Origin of the sequence: Sphingomonas sp. LT1P40 (genome assembly GCF_036663835.1) — a bacterium.
Classification (GTDB): Bacteria; Pseudomonadota; Alphaproteobacteria; order Sphingomonadales; family Sphingomonadaceae; genus Sphingomonas.
The window spans coordinates 13,625-31,577 of sequence record NZ_JAXOJT010000002.1 but is presented as its reverse complement, the minus strand read 5'-3'; the positions used below and the strand labels follow the sequence as shown (position 1 = coordinate 31,577).

The 17,953-nt window shown below is 65.8% G+C and carries 12 protein-coding genes; 10 read left to right on the top strand and 2 right to left on the bottom strand.

Going from position 1 to position 17,953, the window contains the following annotated elements:
- Nucleotides 1-7: 7 nt before the first annotated feature.
- The 4 genes from U1702_RS11580 to U1702_RS11565 are packed head-to-tail and all read left to right on the top strand — an operon-like array spanning nucleotide 8 to nucleotide 6,187.
- On the top strand, nucleotides 8-1,495 hold the full coding sequence (locus U1702_RS11580) for a tryptophan halogenase family protein (protein WP_332724761.1): 1,488 nt from the start codon (nucleotides 8-10) through the stop codon (nucleotides 1,493-1,495).
- On the top strand, nucleotides 1,495-2,952 hold the full coding sequence (locus U1702_RS11575; protein ID WP_332724759.1) for a tryptophan 7-halogenase: 1,458 nt from the start codon (nucleotides 1,495-1,497) through the stop codon (nucleotides 2,950-2,952). The genes U1702_RS11580 and U1702_RS11575 overlap by 1 nt, the downstream gene beginning before the upstream one ends.
- Nucleotides 2,949-4,448 (top strand): tryptophan halogenase family protein, encoded by a 1,500-nt coding sequence (locus tag U1702_RS11570; protein ID WP_332724757.1) that lies wholly within the window; start codon nucleotides 2,949-2,951, stop codon nucleotides 4,446-4,448. Before U1702_RS11575 ends, U1702_RS11570 begins: the two co-directional genes overlap by 4 nt.
- Complete coding sequence (locus U1702_RS11565; RefSeq protein WP_332724755.1) at nucleotides 4,448-6,187, top strand: right-handed parallel beta-helix repeat-containing protein; 1,740 nt, start codon at nucleotides 4,448-4,450, stop codon at nucleotides 6,185-6,187. The genes U1702_RS11570 and U1702_RS11565 overlap by 1 nt, the downstream gene beginning before the upstream one ends.
- Here the strand turns inward: U1702_RS11565 and U1702_RS11560 are convergent, their stop codons facing one another.
- Together U1702_RS11560 and U1702_RS11555 are read right to left on the bottom strand one after the other, a co-directional pair.
- Complete coding sequence (locus U1702_RS11560) at nucleotides 6,188-7,180, bottom strand: cupin-like domain-containing protein (RefSeq protein ID WP_332726372.1); 993 nt, start codon at nucleotides 7,178-7,180, stop codon at nucleotides 6,188-6,190. It lies immediately after the preceding gene.
- A gap of 12 nt (nucleotides 7,181-7,192) precedes the next feature.
- Entirely contained in the window at nucleotides 7,193-8,203 is a 1,011-nt protein-coding gene (locus U1702_RS11555; RefSeq protein WP_332724752.1) for a LacI family DNA-binding transcriptional regulator, read from the bottom strand.
- Nucleotides 8,204-8,283: 80 nt separating this feature from the next.
- Between U1702_RS11555 and U1702_RS11550 the strand changes: the two genes are divergently transcribed.
- The 6 genes from U1702_RS11550 to U1702_RS11525 all read left to right on the top strand — a co-directional run bounded on the left by U1702_RS11550 (nucleotide 8,284) and on the right by U1702_RS11525 (nucleotide 17,938).
- Nucleotides 8,284-9,783 (top strand): MFS transporter, encoded by a 1,500-nt coding sequence (locus tag U1702_RS11550; RefSeq protein WP_332724750.1) that lies wholly within the window; start codon nucleotides 8,284-8,286, stop codon nucleotides 9,781-9,783.
- A gap of 145 nt (nucleotides 9,784-9,928) precedes the next feature.
- On the top strand, nucleotides 9,929-12,004 hold the full coding sequence (locus tag U1702_RS11545; RefSeq protein ID WP_332724748.1) for a glycoside hydrolase family 97 protein: 2,076 nt from the start codon (nucleotides 9,929-9,931) through the stop codon (nucleotides 12,002-12,004).
- A gap of 61 nt (nucleotides 12,005-12,065) precedes the next feature.
- Nucleotides 12,066-12,677, top strand: a complete 612-nt coding sequence (locus U1702_RS11540; protein WP_332724746.1) for a TetR/AcrR family transcriptional regulator — start codon at nucleotides 12,066-12,068, stop codon at nucleotides 12,675-12,677.
- Between the two features lie 332 nt (nucleotides 12,678-13,009).
- The gene (locus tag U1702_RS11535; protein ID WP_332724744.1) at nucleotides 13,010-13,417 is read left to right on the top strand and encodes a hypothetical protein; all 408 of its coding nucleotides are present in this window, start codon (nucleotides 13,010-13,012) and stop codon (nucleotides 13,415-13,417) included.
- The gene (locus U1702_RS11530; protein WP_443026836.1) at nucleotides 13,414-14,700 is read left to right on the top strand and encodes an efflux RND transporter periplasmic adaptor subunit; all 1,287 of its coding nucleotides are present in this window, start codon (nucleotides 13,414-13,416) and stop codon (nucleotides 14,698-14,700) included. Before U1702_RS11535 ends, U1702_RS11530 begins: the two co-directional genes overlap by 4 nt.
- Before the next feature lie 70 nt (nucleotides 14,701-14,770).
- Nucleotides 14,771-17,938 (top strand): efflux RND transporter permease subunit, encoded by a 3,168-nt coding sequence (locus U1702_RS11525; protein ID WP_332724740.1) that lies wholly within the window; start codon nucleotides 14,771-14,773, stop codon nucleotides 17,936-17,938.
- The last annotated feature ends 15 nt before the right edge of the window (nucleotides 17,939-17,953 follow it).

The following is a 17,953-nucleotide window of genomic DNA, read 5'->3' as shown; positions in this document are numbered from 1 at the left end:
CGGGCCGATGCACGTCGTGATACTGGGCGGCGGCACCGCAGGCTGGATGACGGCCATCGCGCTGGCGGCGCTGGTGCCCGAACGCCGGCGCAAGATCCGGCTGGTCGAATCGGAAGCGATCGGCACCGTCGGGGTGGGGGAGGCGACGCTGCCGCAGATGCGCGCCTTCAACGATGCCGTCGGCGTGATCGAGGCCGATATGATGCGGCGCACCAACGCCACCTTCAAACTGGGCATCGAATTTGCCGACTGGGGCTTTGAAGGCAGCAGCTACATCCACCCGTTCGGCGCGCACGGCAAGGCGATGGCAGGGGTCGCCTTTCACCATCTGTGGCAGCGCGCGGCGCGATCGGGCGATGCGGGCGCACTGGAGGAATACAGCTTCGCCATCGCCGCCGCCCGCGCGCACCGCTTCGATTTCCCCGGCGACGATCCCGCCGCGATCGACGCCACCTTCGACTATGCCTATCATTTCGACGCGAGCCTTTATGCCGCCTATCTGCGCGATCTGGCTGAGCGACGCGGGGTGCTGCGAACCGAGGGCAAGTTCGTCGAAGTGCTGCGTGACGGCGAAAGCGGCAACGTCACCGGCGTGCGGATGGAATCGGGCGAAATCGTCGCGGGCGACCTGTTTGTCGATTGCACCGGATTCCGCTCCGCCGTGCTCGGCGATGCGCTCGGCGTCGCATGGGAAGACTGGTCGAAATGGCTGCCGTGCGATCGCGCCTGGGCGGTACAGAGCGAGCGGATGGATGACTTGCCGCCCTATACCAAATCGATCGCGCGCGGGGCAGGGTGGCAGTGGCAGATCCCGCTACAGCACCGCACGGGTAACGGGCTGATCTATTCCAGCGCGTTTATCGACGACAATGCCGCGCGGGAGACGCTGGTCGCCGGATTGCCGACCGCCGCGCTGATGGAACCGCGCCAGCTGCGTTTCGTCCCGGGTCGGCGGATCGACAACTGGGCGCGCAATTGCGTGGGCGTGGGGCTGGCGAGCGGTTTTCTGGAGCCGCTCGAATCGACCTCGATCTACCTGATTCAGGTCGCGGCGATGAACCTTGCCGCGCTCTTTCCCGAACGCGCTGACGACGCCATACTCGCCACCGAGTTCAACCGGCGGATGGATGTGGAATATGGCCGCATCCGCGACTTCCTGATCCTCCATTATCACGCCAACCGCCGCGACGAGGCGATGTGGCGGCATTGCCGAGAGACGCAGGTGCCAGACAGCCTGGCCGAGAAGATCGCGCTGTTCCGCCATCGCGGGGCGATCCCGCGCTATGGCGAGGGCCTGTTCTCGCCGCCAAGCTGGGTCAGCGTCTTCTTTGGTCAGGGGCTGGAACCGGACACGGTACACCCGCTGGCAAAGGCGCTGCCCGATGCCGAACTGGAAAAGCGGCTGTCGGCGATGCGCCGCGAGATCGCCGCTGCGGTCGACGCGATGCCGCGCCATGACCGCTTCGTCACCGACTATGCGGAGTTCGGTCTCTGATGGCCGCACCGGTGCGCAGCGTGGCGGTGGTCGGGCGGGACATTGCTGCCGTTCTCATCGCTTTGGGCGTGCATCGCGCGCTGGCGTCGGTCGGCGTCGCGGTGCGGCTGGTCGAACTGCCCTCGGCGCTCGGGCCGGGTCAGGCCGTTTCGGCGCTGCCGTCGCTCGGCAATCTGCACGCGCTGCTGGGCTTGCGCGAAGAGGTGCTCGCTACGCGCTGCGGCCGGGTTCCGGTGATGGCGCAGCAATTCACCGGCTGGTCGGCGACGCCATTTCTGCACGGCTATGACGTCGCGCGTCCCGCGATCAACGATGTCGATTTCGTGCAGTTCTGGTCGCTCGCTCGGCGCAGCGGCATGCGCGTCCCGCTCGACGAGTTCTCGCTTGCCGCGGCGGCCGCAAAGCAGGGACGGGTGAGTGGGGGCGGCGATGCGCCCGCGCCCGGCTATCATCTCGACGCAAGCGCCTATGCCGCCTTGCTGCGCGAAGGCTGCGCGGCGGCGGGCGTGACGATCGACACGACGTCGTCGGTGCAGATCGAGCGCGAGGGCGAGCGCATCGCCGCCATACAGCTCGCGGACGGGCAGCGGATCGAGGCGGATTTCTTCGTCGATGCGTCGGGTGCCGAACGCGTGCTGGTCGGCGACGCGCCGTTCGAGTCCTGGGCGCAGTGGTTCCCCGCAGATCGCGCCTTCACCGCTATCGCCGCGCCGATCGACCCGCCGCCCGCTTTCGCTCGCATCGCCGCCGCACCCGATGGCTGGGTCGGCATGTTTCCGTTGCAGCGCCACATCGCCCTTGCCGGACATTTCGCCGCCAGCGGCGCGGGCGACGAAGCCGATGCACATCGCATGCTCGACGCCGCCGGGATCGCGGGGGTACAGGCGCTGACGGTGCGTCCCTTCGCATGCGGCGCGCTGCGGCGGAGCTGGATCGGCAATTGCGTCGCGGTGGGGGAGGCGGCAGTCGCGCTCGAAGAGCTCGATGCAGTCGAACTGCAAGTGCTCCAGATCGCCCTGTCCACGCTTGTCGCATGGTGGCCGGTGGACCGGGATACCATGCCCGAAGCGGTCGAATATGACCGCGCCATCGCAGGACATGTCGGCAATATCCGCGATTTTCAGCTGGCGCATTACGTACTGTCGGACCGTCCTGAGGAAATGTGGCGCACCGCTCGTGCGGCACCACCGCCGGAACGGCTGGCGGCGCGTCTGGCGCTGTTCGGCGCGCGCGGGATCCTCCCGCCCTATGATGACGAGACATTCTCGGCGCAAAGCTGGGCGGCGGTGCTGGCGGGCCATGGCGTGGTTCCCGCCGAATCCGATCCCGCGGTCGATCGCACCCCGCCGGACGAGCAGATCGGCAAGGTCCAGCGATTGCTCCAGCTGATCGCCGAACAGGTGCGCGCGATGCCTGACATGGCCGCGCATCTGGCCGCGCGAAAGGCCGCCCGGTGACCGCGCCGCCGCGCATTGGACGGGTCGTCATCGTCGGTGGCGGCACCGCCGGATGGATGGCCGCCGCTGCGCTCGCGCGCGTGCTCGGGCCGCGCGGCCCGTCGATCACCCTGATCGAGTCCGAGGCGATCGGCACGATCGGGGTGGGGGAGGCGACGATCCCGCCGATCACGCTGTTCAACAAGCTGGCCGGGATCGACGAAGACGAATTCATCCGCGCGACGCAGGCGACGTTCAAACTGGGCATCGAATTCGCCGACTGGCTGCGTCCCGGCCACCATTATCTTCACAGTTTCGGACTGTATGGCGCCGACATGAACGGCATCGCCTTCACCCATTATCTGTTGCGCGCGCGACATGAGGGGCAGGCGATCGACCGCGATCTTTACAATGCCGAGGCGATGGCGGCGCGCGACAATCGCTTCGCGCGCACTCCGCCCGGTTCGCCGCCGACCTTGCCAAAGATCAACTACGCCTTTCAGTTCGATGCCGGGCTCTATGCGGGATTTCTGCGCCTTCATGCCGAGAGGATGGGCGTCACCCGTATAGAGGGCCAGATCACCGGCGTGGCGAGCACCGGCGAGCGTATCGACGCCGTTATCCTTGCCGATGGACAGCGGATCGCGGGCGATCTGTTCATCGACTGCTCGGGTTTTCGCGCGTTGCTGATCGAGCAGGAACTGGCGTCGGGCTATGTCGACTGGAGCGAGTGGCTGCCGTGCAACCGCGCGGTCGCCATGCCCTCGGCCCGTCTTGCGACCGTGCCACCCTATACCCGCGCCACCGCGCGTGCGGCGGGATGGCAGTGGCGCATCCCGCTCCAGCACCGCACCGGCAACGGCTATGTCTTTTGCGACGCGTTCCTCTCGGAGGATGAGGCGACCGCCGATCTGATCGACCAGATCGAGGGTGAACCGACGGGCGAGCCGCGCATCTTGCGCTTCACCGCCGGTTATCGCTGCCGTCAATGGATCGGCAATTGTGTCTCGCTCGGGCTTGCCTCGGGTTTTCTCGAACCGCTCGAATCGACCAGCATCCACCTGGTGCAAGCGGGCCTTGCCAAGCTGCTCGCGCTGTTCCCACAGGGCGATTGCGATCCCGCGCTTGCCGATCGCTACAATCGCGAAATGGCGGTGCTGTATGAGGGTATCCGCGACTTTCTCGTCGCGCATTATGTGCTGACCGAGCGCGACGACACGCCATTCTGGCGCAGCCGCCGCTCGATGACGCTTCCCGATACGCTCACTGCCCGCCTCCACAATTTCCGCACGCGTGGCGAGGTCGGCGCGGGCGGCATGGAGCTGTTCCGCGACACCAACTGGTTCGCGATCCTCGACGGGCAGGGGCTGGCGGCGGCGGATTATCATCCCGTCGCCGACGCGATGCCGCCGGAGCTGTTCGAGCAGCGGCTTCGGCAAATCCGCGCGGCGATCGAACAGCGCGTCACGGGTATGCCGTCGCATGACGACACGCTCGCGGCAATCGCCCGACGTTGATGAAGCGCCTTGCCCTAACCCTACTTGCCCTCACCCTCGCCGCGTTCGCAGCGCCGGACATCCCGGCTCCGACCAAAGCCACCATTGCCGCCACCGACGCCGCCGTCGCCAGGGGCCGCGGCGCGCCCGTCCCGTTCGTCGAATATGAGGCCGAGAACGCGGTCACCAACGGCGTCCAGATCGGCCCCGACCGCCGTTTCGGACAGCTTGCCGCCGAAGCATCCGGGCGTCGCGCAGTACGGCTGGACAAGGGCTCGCACAGCATCGCCTTCACCCTCGATCGGCCCGCCAACGCCATCACCCTGCGCTATGCCATTCCCGACGCCGCAGATGGCAGCGGCATCGACGCTAGCATCGGGATGTTCGTTGGTGGCAAGCGCATCGCGTCGCTGGCGCTCACCTCGCGTCACGGCTGGTTCTATGGACGCTATCCGTTCACCAACGATCCGAAGGACGGCAAGGCACACCATTTCTTCGATCATGCGCGGCTGCTGCTCGACCGTCCGCTTCCCGCCGGAACCATCGTGACGCTGAAACTGGAGGCGGAGGACCGCACCCCCTGGGCGGCGATCGATCTTGCCGATTTCGAGCTGGTGCCGCCGCCGCGCGCCCAGCCGAAAGGGTCGCTGTCGCTGCTCGATTTCGGTGCGGATCCGGCGGGTATGCGCGAGTCCGGCGATGCCCTGCGCCGCGCCGTTGCTGCCGCGCGGGAAGCGGGCAAGCCGCTATGGATTCCGCCGGGCAATTTCCATGTGGAGGGCCATGTCCATGTCGATCGCTTGACCATCGAAGGCGCGGGCATGTGGTACAGCGTGCTGCGCGGCGAGGGACTCGGCTTCTACGGCAGCGCGCCGCCAACAGGCTCCACGGCGGTGGTGTTGCGCGACTTCGCGGTGATCGGCGAGGTGACCGAGCGCAAGGATCATCTGGCGCTGTCCGGCATCGGCGGTTCGATCGGTGGCGGCAGCGTGATCGAGCGATTGTGGTTGCAGCATCACAAGGTGGGCCTGTGGTTCGACGGGCCGATGGACGGCATCCGCATCACTGGCTTGCGCATTTTCGACATGACCGCCGACGGCCTCAATTTCCATTGTGGCGTGAGCAATGCGGTGATCGAGGACAGCTTCATTCGCGGAACCGGCGATGACGGGCTGGCGGCGTGGTCGGAGAAGAAGCCTAACCGCAACCTCGTCTTTCGCAACAACACCGTCATCGCGCCGGTTCTGGCCAATGGTATCGCAATCTATGGCGGGCGCGACATTACGGTCAGTGGCAACATCGTCGCCGACACGCTGACTCAAGGCGGCGGCATCCATCTCGGCAACCGGTTCAAGGCGGTGCCGCTGGCCGGACGGATCGACATCGTCGACAATGCGCTGATCCGTGCAGGCAGCTTCGATCCCAACTGGAAGTTCGGTGTCGGCGCGTTTTGGTTCTACGCGCTCGACGCTCCGATTGCGGCGGACATCGCGGTGATCCGGCTCGACATCATCGACAGCAGCGAAGAGGCGGTGAGCTTCATCGGCTCATCGGTCTCCGGGGTGTCGTTGCGGGATGCGCGAATCATCCGACCCGGCGGGTTTGTCGCAACGCTGCGCAGCGCCGGTGCCGCGCGCTTCGACGCGATTGCGGTCGATCCGCCGAAAGCCGCAGCTATTCTTGCCTGCAACACCCGCTTTCGTATCACCGCGCCGTTTCGCAAGCGCGCCACCGCGCCCTGCGGTCCGATCGATCGCTGACTATTCGCGGTCCAGCCCGCGTTGCACCGCCGCGCGCACATCGCTGCGCCCCTTGTCGTCGAGCGGTCCCAATATCCCGCGCGCACCGGTCGGCAAATGCGCACCCGCCTGTTCCTCCCCGGCAAAGACATAATGGTCGAAATGCGCGCGCCACGCGCGGCGGTGCGCCTCGGGCAGGTGCCGGATCGCCAGCATCGCGTGTAGCAGCGCGTCGGTCGGGTGGCTGGCATCGACCTTGGTCGGCCCCCACCAGTAATTGACCAGCATGTTGATCGCGTCGACCGACCGCACATGATGCCACCACATATAGGGGATATAGAGCGCGTCGCCCGGCACCATATCGACTATGATCGCGGCCTTCATCGCCTCGGCAAAACGCGGATGGGCGACCGGGTCGGGATCGTCGAAATCGACCATCGAGATCGTCGCCCCGGCGGGCGTTTTCTCCATCGGTCCCATATAAAGATTGTCGATCTGTTCGGGCGGAAACAGCGTGAAGCGCCGCCGCCCGCTGACGACACAGGCGATATTCTCGTTCGGATCGTGATGCGCCGCGACGATTACGCGATTGCCGATCCACACGCGCGGCTCGACCTCCGGCCCCAGCAGCGGCAGCAAATTCTCACCCTCGAACCCCGGCAACCCGTTCCACACCTGGGCCGACTGGATGGCGAAGGTAGGCGGCTCCGCTTCCTCCGCCGCGCGCAGCAGGAAATCGAACGCGCCGTCGAGCTTCACGCTCTGGCGGCGGAAATTAAAGCCGGTAGCGTCGTCATTGTAAAACAGCCGGCCCTTGATCCGTGGCGGGCCGAGCATCGCGCCCATCGCCCGCGCGCGATCGAACCGTGCGAGATACTGCGCCAGCGCCGCCCCGGATTGCTGCGCGGCGGCGACCACCGGCCAGTGCGCGACCAGCCCGCGCAGCACCACCGGACGTCCGGCGGGCACGATCTCGCTATGGAAGCGTTCGGGCGTGACGCCGGTGGCCTCCATGATCTCCACCGCTCAGGCGCCGCAAGATTCGCGGACGATCAAATTGGTCGGCAGCAGTTGCGGCTGATTGTCGGACGTGGGGTCGAGCACATGGCCGACAAGGATGCGTCCGGCCTCCTGCGTATCCTGTCGGATCGTCGTGAGCGCCGGGGTGCTCAGCCGCGCCAGCAGCATGTCGTCATAGCCGACCACCGAAACGTCGCGCGGCACCGAAAGGCCGGCGCTGCGCAGCGCGCGGATCGCCCCCAGCGCGATCAAGTCGCTCGATGCCACGATGCCGTCGAATCGCATGCTCCGGCGCAGCAGCCGCGCAACTGCGTCCTGTGCCGGCTCCATCTCGAAGTCGATCGGTACGATCAGCTCGGGGTCGAGCGTCATGCCACTTTCCTCCAGCCCCTCACGATAGCCGCGCCGCCGCAGGATCGCCTCTGGATCGGTAGTGCCGAGGAACATGATCCGCTTGCGCCCCAGTCGCGCAAGATGCTGTGTCGCGCGCCGTCCGCCCAACAGATTGTCGGACCCGACAGAGCAATATTTCTGCTTCGGCATCTGTGCACCCCACACGACGAAGCGGGTACCGATATCGGCCAGCCGGTTAAGCTCGTCATGCAGCATGCTCTGCCCCAGAAAGATCACGCCATTGGCGCGGCTCGTCGTCGTGGTCAGCACCAGATCGTCGAAGCTGGCGGGGGCGGTGTGGCTGACGGTGAAATCGCAGTCGCGCGCGCGTGCCGCCTCGCCGATGCTCGCCAGCAGTTCGAGGAAAAAGGGGTGCGACAGCGGCAGCGCGCGCCCGCGCAGATGCGGGGTCACGATCACGATCGATCCCTCCGCCCCGATCGGTCCGGCGGGCATGTGGCGGCGAAACGGATAGTCGTGCTCACGCGCCAGCGCCCAGATTTTCTGCTTGGTGCGCGTGCTGATCGCCGGATGATCGTTGAGCGCACGCGACGCCGTGGACACCGACACGCCGGCCAGCGTGGCAAGGTCTTCCAGACGGGTGGTTCCGTTGCCGTTGCTCATCGCGCCATACTATGTTGAGGGGTATCCGGAACGTTAATGCACCTCGCCACGATCTTGGCAAGCGAGGGCGGGGGAAGAGGATGGAAAAGCTGCCACAGGTTCCGCTCGCGCGGCAGTCGATCCGGGCGATCTGCAACATGTGCCTGGGCCTGTTCGGCGTTCAGATCGTGTGGGGGCTGCACAACGTCAACACCAGCCGCATCTTCCAGACATTCGGCGCGGACATCGACCAGCTGGCGTTCCTGTGGATCGCCGCGCCCGCCGCCGGATTGCTGGTGCAGCCGCTGATCGGCTATCTCAGCGACCGGACCTGGGGGCGATTGGGGCGGCGGCGGCCCTATATGCTGATCGGCGCCTTGCTCTCCGCTGCGGTGCTGTTCGCCATGCCGCACATGACCAGCCTGTGGGCGGCAAGCGTGATGTTGTGGCTGCTGATCGCCGCAATCAACATCGTGATGGAACCGTTCCGCGCGCTCGTCGCGGATTCGTTGCCCGAGGATCAACGCACGCTGGGCTTTGCGATCCAAGTGTTCTTCATCGGCACGGGTGCCGTGTTCGCGTCCGCTTTGCCATGGATGTTGTCGCACTGGTTCGGGGTCGAGGCGCAGGCGGCGGCCGGGCAATTGCCGCCCGCGATCCGCGTCGCCTTTTATGCAGGTGCAGTGGCGCTGCTGCTGTCGGTTGCGTGGACCGTTTTCACCACGCGCGAATCCCCGCCCGCGCCGCTCTCCGGTGTGGCGCTCGAACAGGCTTCGGAAGGGGGCATGGACCCGGTCGATCCGCGTGGCTGGGCGATATGGGGCTGGGGCTGGCTGGGCGCGGCGCTGCTCGTCGCGCTGACCGCGATATTCTGGCTCGACGATCGTGAACTGCACGTGCTTGCGGCGATCGCCGCCGGCTATGGCGTGCTGGTGCTGCTGGTCGTGCGCTATCGTCTGCGCGGCAGCGCGCTGCCGCCGGTGCTGGAAATCGTCGAGGATGTGATCCGCATGCCGCCCGTGCTGCGACGGCTGGCAGTGGTGCAATTCTTCACCTGGTTCGGCTTGTTTGCGATATGGGTGTTCACCATGCCCGCCGTCGCCGCACGGCATTTCGGCACGCTCGATCCCGCCAGCGCCGCCTATGCGCTCGCCGCCGACCGGGTCGGGTTGATCTTCGCGCAGTATAACGGCGTCGCCGCGCTCGCCGCGTTGCTGCTCCCGTCGCTCGCCGCGCGAATCGGACGGCGGCTCACTTACTCGGCGTGCCTGCTGGTCGGCGCGGGTGGACTGCTCGGCATCGTCGGTTTCGGCGATCCGACGTTGCTGTGGCTCCCGACACTCGGGCTCGGCATCGCGTGGGCGGCAGTGTTGTCGCTGCCCTACGCGATGCTCGCCGACGCGCTCCCGGCCGCCAAGCGCGGGGTGTATATGGGCATTCACAACATCTTCCTGGTGCTGCCCCAGCTGGTTGCGGCGTCGGTGCTGGGCGTGGTGGTGCAGACTTGGTTCGGCGGGCATACCGAATTCGCGCTCATCCTCGCCGCCGCCTGCATGGTTGTCGCCGCTGCGGTCGCGCTCACGATCCCGCGCCCGCGATGATGATCGGCGATTAGTGCAAAGTTTTGCATCATATTTGCTGATTACGCTTGCATATTGCCGTTGCCTATAGCGCAAAAAAACGCAAATAGTGCCCCGTAAGCAGCGTCCGAAACGGCGCGGCACCGGCTGACAGGGGGAGAGGATCATGGCCCGGCCCGTGGCAACACAGGTTGCCCGATTGTTTCTGCGCGATCGTCGCAACCGCCTCACCCCGCTTGTTGCAACGCTCGCCGCCACGCTGCTGCCCGCCGCCGCGATCGCCGCGGCGCGCGAATGCGCGCAATCGCCGGACAAGGTGATCGAGCTGTGCGTAGCCATCGACAATGGCCGTGCGGTCTACGCCGTCAGCCGCGCTGGTCAGCCGGTGATTGCGCCATCCGCGCTTGGCCTGGATTTCGCCGGTGAACCTGCGGCGCGCTACACCGCGCTCACCACCCCCCGTCGCAATTCTGCGGATTCAACGTGGGAACAGCCTTGGGGCGAGCAGCGGCTGGTTCGTGACCGCCATACGGAATTGGCGGTCACCCTGACTGGCGACACAGTGTTGACGAAAAACGTCCAGGTCACATTCCGCCTGTTCGACGACGGCATCGGCTTTCGCTATAGCTATGCCAACATCCCCGCCGGTCAGGCGGTGTCGGTCGCCGCCGATCGCACCGAATTCCGTCCGGTCGGCGACCATCAGTCATGGTGGTATCAGGCGCTCGGCCCCGATCGCGACGAGTATCTCTACACGCAGGCCGACGCCCGCCGCATCACGCTGGCGGAATCGCCGCTGACATTGCGACGCAGCGATGGTCTGCATTTGTCGATCCACGAAGCGGCGCTGGTCGATTTTCCCAGCATGCTGCTGTCCGGTGACGGCGCAGGCAAGCTTACCGCGTGGCTGATGCCCGCACCCGACGGCGTGCTCGCGCGCAAAACCGGCGCCTTCACCACGCCCTGGCGCACCATCCTGATCGGCGACAGCGCCGCCGCGCTCGCCGACAGCCGCCTGACTCTCAACCTTAACGAACCCAACAAGCTCGGCGATGTCTCCTGGGTAAAGCCCGGCAAATATGTCGGCATCTGGTGGGAGATGCATCTCGAGAAATCGACCTGGGGCAGCGGGCCGAAGCACGGTGCGAACACCGCCAACGTGAAACGCTATATGGATTTTGCCGCGAAATACGGTTTCGACGGCGTGCTGGTGGAGGGCTGGAACAAGGGCTGGGACGGCGACTGGATCGCAAACGGCGACAAGTTCAGCTTCACCGAACCCTATCCCGATTTCGACCTGGCCGGAATCACCGCCTATGGCCGGACAAAGGGCGTGCGCCTGATCGGCCATCACGAAACCGGCGGCGGCGTCCCCAATTACGAGGCGCAGCTGGCGGACGCGATGCGCCTCTATGGCAGGATGGGCGTGACGCAAGTCAAGACCGGCCATGTCCATCCCAGCGGCACGATCCGGGACAGCGAAGGCAAGGGACACTGGTTTGCCGATCAATATATGGTCCGCCACCATCTGCGCGTCGCCGAAGTCGCGGCCGCGAACCGCATCGCGGTCAATGCGCATGAACCGGTCAAGGATACCGGCCTGCGCCGCACCTTCCCCAATATGATCGCCCGAGAAGGCGCACGCGGACAGGAATTCAACGCCTGGGGCCGCCCGACAAACCCGCCCGAGCATGTCACGATCCTGCCCTTCACGCGCATGTTGGCGGGGCCGATGGATTATACGCCCGGCATTTTCGACATCACGCACGGCAAGAGCGATCTGAACCACCGCGTGCAATCGACGCTGGCGACTCAGCTCGCGCTCTATGTCGTGCTGTACAGTCCGGTGCAGATGGCGGCGGACCTGCCCGAGAATTACGAGAAGCACCCCGATGCCTTCCGCTTCATCCGCGACGTGCCGACCGACTGGGAGACCTCGCGCACGTTGCAGGCCGCGATCGGCGATTATGCTGTGGTCGCGCGTCAGCCGCGCGACGGGCGCGACTGGTTTCTGGGTGCGGTGACCGATGAAACCGCCCGCACGCTCGACCAGCCGCTCAATTTCCTGAGCGAAGGCAAGCGCTATGAGGCGCAAATCTACCGGGACGGGCCGGGGGCGGATTATCGCACCAGCCCGCTGGCGCTGACGGTGGAAACGCGACTCGTGACGCGCGCCGACCGGATGAGTCTGGCGATGGCACCGGGCGGGGGCGTCGCGGTCCGGTTCCGCGCGCTCGACTGAGCGGTTCGGGTTCACACCGGTGGTTGCGCTGGGCGTTCAGCCGAATTATATACCGCCCGATATGGAAACCGTTATTGCCCATCCCGCCAAAGGGCGTCCACGCGAATTCTGCGTCGATGCGGCGCTGGCGGCCGCGCTCAACGTATTCTGGAGCAAGGGGTATGAGGGCGCATCGCTGAACGATTTGACCGAGGCTATGGGCATCACCCGCCCCAGCCTCTACGCCGCGTTCGGCAATAAAGAGGCGCTGTTCCGCAAGGCGCTCGACCTCTATCAGGAAGAGAAGCTCTGCTATATCGGCGCGTCGCTCGACCAGCCGACCGCGCGTGAAGTCGCCCGCCATTTGTTGTGCGGCAGTCTGGCGAATCAGACCAGCAGTTGCGAGCCGCATGGCTGTCTGGGCGTCATCAGCTCGGTCGCGTGCGGCGCTGAAGCCGAATCGATCCGTCACGAAGTGCTCGAGCGCGGCAAGGTCGCGCGCGCGGCGCTGGTCGAACGGCTCGAACGGGCAAAGGCCGAGGGCGACCTCCCCGCGACTGCCGATGTCGAGGGGCTGACCAGTTTTCTCTATGCGATCGTTCAGGGCATGGCGGTTCAGGCCGGTGCCGGCGCGACGCGCGAAGATCTGGAGCGACTGGTCGATACCAGCATGGCGATGTGGCCGTCTAAATAAGCGCTTTACCCGACCGCCGATAAAAACATATCGAGCGGTACAAAATGATCTTGACGCAGTGCAGCGCGCTTTCTATACCATACAGTACAGAAGGCGGAGCGGCGTCACCGCAGCTTCGGCATCGAAAGGGAAACGATGCGGACAGAGAAATTTCGTAAGGGCTGATCCCGGACGGCGACGTCCGGTTCACTGACATTCATGACTGACGGCTGTCCGGCGAGCATGCGCTTCGTCGCGTAGGGAACATGCGCGTTCTCGCCAGGCAGCCTCCCCAAAAACCGTAGAAAAACGGGCGGTGGTGCTTGGCACTTCGTCCGAAGGAGGCATGCATCATGGCGTATCTGTCTTTTGGCGAATTCGGCACCGCCGCATTGGCGGGCATCGATCAATCCGTCACCCGCTCCCCCGAGCCGGACCCCGTTCCCGCGCGCTTCTCCGCGCTTGAATGGGCGGTCGTGGCGCTTGCCGAGCGCGATCCGTTGTCCACCCTCAAGGCTCCCAGCCGGATGACGGTCGCGCTCGGCACCTTGTTCTGGGGGCGGCCCAATCCCAAGCTTGCCGATCCGAAACTGGAGGCGCTTCGCCGTCTGGCGGTGCTGACCTGGCATCAGGGCTATCGCGTCGCCGAGTCCGCGGTGCGCGCCTTTCTCGCGGTCGGTTTCACCCTTCACCATTACGAGCTGCTCGCGGGCAGCATCGTCAGCGCACGCGCCAAGCGCGTCCGGAGCAAATCACGATGAACATGATTTCCCCTATCGAAGCAGCCCCCGTGGCGAAAACCACCGTGCCGCACCGGCGCTTTTCCGACAGGCCCTTGTGGCAGCGGGCGTCGGCAATCGTGCTGCCGCTGGTCGCAGTCGGGGCCGGAGTCGGTCTCCTCAATCGCGAAGCACCCGCAATCGCCGCCCCGCCGCCGCCCACGGTGACTGTCGCCACGCCATTGGCGCGCGACCTGACCGAATGGGACGATTATGTCGGGCGGTTCGAGGCATCGAAGAGCGTCGAGGTGCGGCCGCGCGTCTCCGGCGCGATCACCGCCGTTCACTTCACCGATGGTGCGATCGTGCGCAAGGGCCAGTTGCTCTTCACGATCGATTCGCGCCCGTTCGCGGCATCGCTTAACGAAGCGCGGGCCGGGGTGACTCAGGCACAAAGCGACGTCGCATTGGCCGAGGCCGATCTGGCTCGCGCCAGCCGCTTGCTGTCCGAGGACGCCGTGTCGAAGAGCGATTATGATCGCCTCGCCGCTCGCGTCCGCGCGGTGCGGGCGTCGCTCTCCGCGGCACAGGCCCGCGTCGGTGCACGTGCGCTCGACGTTCAGTTCACGCAGGTGCGCGCGCCGATCACCGGCCGCATTTCCGACCGCCGGGTCGATGCGGGCAATCTGGTTTCGACGGCGGATGCCGCTGGCGGCACGTTGTTGACCACGATCAACGCGCTCGACCCGATCTACTTCACCTTCGACAGTTCCGAAGCTCTGTTCCTGAAGGCACAGCGTGAGCGGCAAAAGGGCGGCGATGCGGCGCAGCAGGTGGAGATCAAGCTGCAGGACGAGAGTGGCTATAGCCGCACTGGCCGGGTCGATTTCACCGACAATGGCATGAGCGCGCAGTCCGGCACGATCCGCGCCCGCGCGGTCATCGCCAATCCGGACTATTTTCTGACGCCCGGCATGTTCGGCAATATGCGCCTCACCGGCGGTCCGGCCGAGCGCGCGCTGCTCGTTCCCGACGCAGCGGTTCGCACCGATCAGGCGCGGAAAATCGTCTATGTCGTGGGCAAGGACGGCGTCGTCGCAGCGAAGCAGGTGACGCCGGGTCCACGCATCGGCGGGCTGCGCAGTATTCGCGCGGGGCTGGCACCGACCGACAAGGTGGTGATTCAGGGTCTGCAGATGATCGGACCGGGCGCGAAGGTGACCGAACGCGCCGGCAAGATCGAGGCGCCACGCGGCACCGGCGCACCACCATCCGCGCCGCTCAACGAACAGGCCGCATCGCAGGCAACTCTCACCGCCCGCTAACGCCGCCGCACATCAATGAAATCAGCGCCGCCCGCGCATAAGCGGGCGGCGCAAGCCGAGGCTTTGCCCGATGCGTTTCAGTCATTTCTTCATCCGCCGCCCGATCTTTGCAGGCGTGATCGCGATCCTCATCACGATCATCGGGGCCTTCGCTTATTTCGGGCTGCCGGTGTCGCAATTCCCCGCCGTCGTTCCGCCAACGGTGACGGTCGCCGCCAATTATCCCGGCGCATCGGCCGAGACGGTCGCCGACACGGTCGCGGCCCCGATCGAGCAACAGATCAACGGCGTCGACGACATGCTGTACCAGTCGTCGCAATCGACCGGCGACGGGCGGGTGACGATCACCGTCACCTTCAAGCTCGGCACCGACCTCGATACCGCGCAGGTGCTGGTGCAGAACCGCGTCGCGCTGGCCGAACCGAGCCTGCCCGAGGAAGTGCGGCGGCAGGGCGTGGTCGTGCGCAAGACGTCGCCGTCCTGGCTGATGGCGATCAACGTCCTGTCGCCCGACGGGTCGCTCGATCGCGGCTATGTCTCCAACTATGCGCTGACGCAAATCAAGGACCGGCTGACGCGCGTCGACGGGATCGGCGACGTTCAGGTGTTCGGCGCGCGCGACTATGCGATGCGCGTGTGGATCGATCCCGGTCGTACATCGCAGCTGGGCCTGACCGCCGGTGAAGTGGTCGCGGCATTGCGCGCACAGAATGTTCAGGTCGCATCCGGCACCGTTGGCCAACCCCCATTCGATACCGGCGCGACACAGCAGCTGAGCGTCGAGACACAGGGCCGCTTCAAGACCGCCGACGAATTCGCCGACATCATCGTCCGCACCGACGCCACCGGCGCGATCACGCGCGTCCGCGACGTTGCGCGGGTCGAACTGGGTGCCGAGGATTACGGCGTCAACGCCTATCTCTCGGGCCAGGACTCGATCATCATGGGCGTCACGCAGCGCCCTGGCACCAACGCGCTCGCAGCAGCCGAAGGCATAAAGGCCGAACTGGCCGATGCCGCCAAGAGCTTCCCCAAGGGTCTTGAATACCGGATCATCTGGAACCCGACCGAGTTCATCAGCGAATCGATGGACGCGGTGGCGATGACATTGCTCGAAGCAGTGTTGCTCGTGGTGCTCGTCATCCTCGTTTTCCTGCAAAGCTGGCGTGCCGCAATCATCCCGATCGTTGCCATTCCGGTGTCGCTGATCGGCACCTTCGCGGTGCTGGCGTCGCTGGGCTATTCGCTCAACACGCTCTCGATGTTCGGGTTGGTGCTGGCGATCGGCATCGTCGTCGACGACGCGATCGTCGTGGTGGAGAATGTCGAACGCAACCTCGAACACGGCCTCTCCCCGCGCGAAGCGGCGCACAAGTCGATGGACGAAGTGTCGGCGGCGCTGGTGGCGATCGTGCTGGTGCTGTGCGCGGTGTTCGTGCCGACCACCTTCCTCACCGGTATCACCGGCGAATTCTATCGCCAGTTTGCGGTGACGATCGCTAGCGCGACGATCATCTCGCTGGTTCTCTCGCTCACACTGTCGCCTGCGCTCGCCGCGATGCTGCTCCGGCCCAAGCTGGAGGTGGTACCGGAGCGCGGCTGGCGGCGCTGGACGTGGCGGGCGGGGGCATGGTTCAACCGCCACTTCGACCGGCTCGGTGAGTGGTATGCGGCGATCACTGCGCGTCTGGCAGCGGCCCCGAAGCGTATGTTCGCGGTCTATGGCGGGCTGGTGCTGGCAACCGGCGCAATCTTCTGGTCCACCCCGGTCGGGTTCATTCCCGCGCAGGACCAGGGCTATGCCCTCGCCGCGATCCAGTTGCCTGCGGGCAGTTCGATCCAGGAAACCGACCGCGTGCTGAAGAATGCGGTGAAGAAGCTGCTCGAAGTGCCCGGCACCGAGGCTGCAGTCATGTTCTCCGGTTTCGACGGCGCATCGAGCACCCAGGCATCGAACGGTGCGGCCGCCTATATCACGTTCAAGCCGTTCGCCGAGCGTGCCGGGACCGACATGACGGAAGCGAATATTGTCGCGGGCATGCGCGGCGCACTAGCCGACATCAACGAAGCGTTCACCTTCGTCCTGCCGCCGCCCGCGATCCAGGGCATCGGCAATGGCGGCGGCTATCGCATGATGGTTCAGGACCGCAGCGGCGCGGGTTACGAGGCGCTCGAAAAGGCCGCCGGTGGGGTGATCGGCGAGGCGCACAAGAGCAAGGAGTTGGCCAACGTCTACACGCTGTTCAACACCGCGACTCCGCGCGTCTATGCCGATATCGATCGTGCCAAGGCCGATATGCTCGGCGTGCCCGCAGCGCGCGTGTTCGAGGCGATGCAGGTTTATCTCGGCTCATCCTATGTCAATGACTTCAACCTGCTCGGCCGCACCTTCCGTGTGACGGCGCAGGCCGACGCGCAGTACCGTGACGATCCCGCCGACATCGCGCAGTTGAAGACGCGGTCGAACAGTGGCGGGATGGTGCCGATCGGCGCGGTGGCGACCTTTCAGGATCGCACCGGCCCGTATCGCGTGACGCGCTTCAACCTGTTCCCCGCGGTCGAGGTCGATGGCGACACCGCGCCCGGCTATTCGACCGGCCAGTCGCTGGCGCGAATGGAGGTCATCGCCAAGGATCTGCCGCAGGGGTTTGCGGCGGAATGGACCGATCTCGCCTTTCAGCAAAAGGCGGCGGGCAATGTCGCGGCGCTTGTCTTCGCGCTGTCGGTGGTGTTCGTCTTCCTGGTGCTGGCGGCGCAGTTCGAGAGCCTGATGCTGCCGATCTCGATCATCCTGATCGTGCCGATGACGCTGTTGGCGGCGATGCTGGGCGTGAACATTCGCGGGCTGGACAACAATATCCTTACGCAAATCGGCCTGATCGTGCTGATCGGTCTGGCGGCGAAGAACGCGATCCTGATCGTGGAGTTCGCCAAACAGGCCGAGGAACGCGGGGCCACCGCGCTGGAGGCAGCGGTCGAGGCGGCACGTGTGCGGCTTCGTCCGATCCTGATGACCAGCTTTGCCTTCATCCTCGGCGTGCTGCCACTGGTGACGGCATCGGGCCCGGGCTGGGAACTGCGTCAGGCACTGGGGACGGCGGTGTTCTACGGCATGATCGGCGTCACCCTGTTCGGGCTCGTCTTCACGCCGACCTTCTACGTCGCCTGCCGCGCGTTGGCCTACCGGATGGGGCGCTCGCGCCCCACGCCAGCCGCCGACCTGCAGCCCGCCGAATAATTAAGAAAGGCGCAA